The organism is Sphingomonas sp. GC_Shp_5 (assembly GCF_026540855.1).
GTDB lineage: Bacteria > Pseudomonadota > Alphaproteobacteria > Sphingomonadales > Sphingomonadaceae > Sphingomonas.
In genome coordinates, this window is sequence record NZ_JALNUP010000057.1 from 1 (window position 1) to 2,542 (window position 2,542).

The 2,542-nt window shown below is 60.3% G+C and carries 5 protein-coding genes; 3 read left to right on the top strand and 2 right to left on the bottom strand.

The window, feature by feature from the left end:
- The first annotated feature begins 141 nt into the window (after positions 1-141).
- Positions 142-324 (top strand): CsbD family protein, encoded by a 183-nt coding sequence (locus OXR60_RS19775; RefSeq protein WP_267397772.1) that lies wholly within the window; start codon positions 142-144, stop codon positions 322-324.
- 57 nt (positions 325-381) lie between these two features.
- Positions 382-735: a hypothetical protein gene (locus OXR60_RS19780; RefSeq protein WP_267397774.1), complete on the top strand. Its 354-nt coding sequence runs from the start codon at positions 382-384 to the stop codon at positions 733-735.
- Positions 736-757: 22 nt separating this feature from the next.
- On the opposite strand, the gene OXR60_RS19785 is transcribed toward OXR60_RS19780, so the two are convergent.
- Positions 758-988: a hypothetical protein gene (locus OXR60_RS19785; protein WP_267397776.1), complete on the bottom strand. Its 231-nt coding sequence runs from the start codon at positions 986-988 to the stop codon at positions 758-760.
- A gap of 136 nt (positions 989-1,124) precedes the next feature.
- Between OXR60_RS19785 and OXR60_RS19790 the strand changes: the two genes are divergently transcribed.
- Positions 1,125-1,475 (top strand): host attachment protein, encoded by a 351-nt coding sequence (locus OXR60_RS19790; RefSeq protein WP_267397777.1) that lies wholly within the window; start codon positions 1,125-1,127, stop codon positions 1,473-1,475.
- 141 nt (positions 1,476-1,616) lie between these two features.
- Here the strand turns inward: OXR60_RS19790 and OXR60_RS19795 are convergent, their stop codons facing one another.
- Entirely contained in the window at positions 1,617-1,967 is a 351-nt protein-coding gene (locus OXR60_RS19795) for a response regulator (RefSeq protein WP_267397778.1), read from the bottom strand.
- Positions 1,968-2,542: the final 575 nt, after the last annotated feature.

A 2,542-nucleotide genomic window follows, 5' to 3' on the forward strand; every position in this document is an offset into this window, starting at 1 on the left:
CTGGCCGAGTCTGCGGTCAACGTGGAAGCGGTCGAGGGCTGAGGTGTGCGGGGCCGGGTGGTGAAAGCCCGGCCCGGTTACCCTATGTTAGCACCGGCACGATCGGCACGATTAGCGGGCCGACTGCACTGGAGATGGTTCATGGGTGAGTTCACCGACAAGCTCGACGCCGCTGGCAACAAGATTGCCGGCAACATCAAGGAAGCCGTTGGCAAGGCGACCGACAACGATAAGCTGGTTGCCGAGGGTGAGGCCCAGAAGGTCAAAGGCACCGGCCAGGACGTGAAGGGCAGCGTCAAGGGTGCGCTCGGCGACGACATCTAACCGGCCAGGGGTCGTCTCGAAAGGACGATCCCAAACCGACCAACGGGGGAGACGGAGATGCGGATCACGATTGCAGCGCTGGCCGGCACGCTCGTCCTAGCGGCATGTAGCGGCCCCAAGCAGAAGGCAGGTGCCGAGTACGATAAGGCCGCTGCCAACGCGGCCGGCGTCGCGTACAACGGCACCGGTCCGAACGAACGTCTCGGCGAAGCCCAAGACAGGGCCGATCGCGCCGCGGCCAAGGCACGCGACGCCCAAGCCGACGCCCTCAAGCAGCAGGGCCGCGAGATCATATCCGACGCCGATGCCAAGGCGGACAAGCTCGAAGAGCAGGCCAAGGCTATCCGCGGTCAGGCGAAGGATCAGGCCCGAACACTTGATCAGCAGGCGGCAAACGTCACCGGCCGCTAAGGTCAGGCACTGCCACGCCGTGCTACTCGGAAATCTGCTCCGAAAAGACGTCCTCGATCTCGCGGGCGTGCAGCTCCTCATGATCGGCAGTAACGATCTTGGCGGTCGCAAGCCGGCAATCGGCAAACTCCATCGCCGTTACTACGACTTCCTCCAGCGTCCCTTCCTGGAGGGGCTGACCGTTCAACTCGTCATCCAGCGGATCGCAGGCCTCAAACAGCGTCGCCGGCGTGGCAAGTTTCGGGGTCGGCATGTGCGCTCACTTATGTCTTTTGGGAGGGCACAATCTATAACATCATAGGTTAATTGCAATGGAGTAAGGTGCAATTGTTCGTAGTGGGCTTCACAATACATTACGGTATCGAAACCAATATTGCGAGGAGCTGATTTTGGAACTTGGGAATGGTACGCTGGTCGCGGTCGTTGACGGCAAACATCTGCAGCTGTTCAAGAGCGCAGGCAATGATGGCAAGCTCACTGCCCTGCCGGCCGGCGATGTCTCGACCGACAACAAGGGCTCGGGCGGGCGTCATGCCAGCAGCTCAGCCAATCCCGCCGATCATCAACAGGACGAAGACGCATTTGCGGCCGGTGTCGCTGACATGCTCAACAAGAGGGCAATGGGGGGCGGGGTTGATCACCTCGTCGTGATCGCGGCGCCCCGGACGCTGGGCGAGCTGCGCAAGCACTACCACAAACGCTTGAAGCCAAGCTGGCGGAGGAAATCGCCAAGGACCTAACCAGCCAATCGGTCGCCGACATTGAAAAGGCGATCAACGCCGCCTGATATCTGACGAGAGGCTGATGCGGTAATGCAGGTGACGACTGCCGGCGCTGCTGCATCAGCGAGAGGTGTCCGGTTTCAGCCGGCGCGCAAATAGCTAGAGGGGCGCCATCCGCCGAAACGCCCGCGTGATCGCCAGCTCGTTGAGCGGCTTCTGAAGAACCACAGCAGAATGATCGCAGGGCTCGCAATCTTCCGGCGTGCCGGTGATGAAAATGACCGGGATCGGCCCATATGCGGCCTGGATCGCTGCCACTGCCCGTGGCCCCGTGCCCTGAAGCAGGTTAACATCCGACAGGATGATGGCGGGCAAGTGCGATTGCGCTGCTTTGACGGCATCGTGCTGGGTGTCAGCAGTATCGATTGAGGTCGCGCCGGCTGCACGGGCGATGTCCGCCACATGCTCGGCGATCATCCATTCATCCTCAATCACCAGAACATGACACATCACCCTCACTCCTTGAGACATTAACCTGCGATAACGTTTATGGGTCCATGTCAGGCTGCCTGGTCGACTAACTCGCTTATTGCGGCTTCTCCTGTTTGGCGAAGCGAAGCACGGGAACACGCTTGCGACTGGTGCCCGGGTCAAATGTTCGCGTACCAGCTGCAAGGACTCGCCGCCGACGCTCACCTGACCCCGGAAGGGGTTGTTGAGTACCGACCATGAAGATGGGCAGTCCGAGCAAAAGGCGTGAGTCGGCCGGAGCGCACCGCAGATTAAAAGGTCTCCAGCCGGAAATGCCTCGGATTATAGCGCTAAGAGGGGGCCAGATCCTTTCGTTCTGCTAACTGCTTATGAACGTTGGATGGGGTAAACCAAAGGGACATCTACGCGGAAAATTCGTTATGCACTGTACGCCTGATCACGACAGCTTTCGGGCGGAGGCCGCACGGATCGCCGCAATCGAAGACTATGGGTTGTCACGTACTCCTTTGGAACCTGAGTTCGGGCACATTGTTGAACTCGCCGCGTCCCTCTTCGACGTGCCGATCAGCCTGATCTCGGTGGTGGAGCAGGAG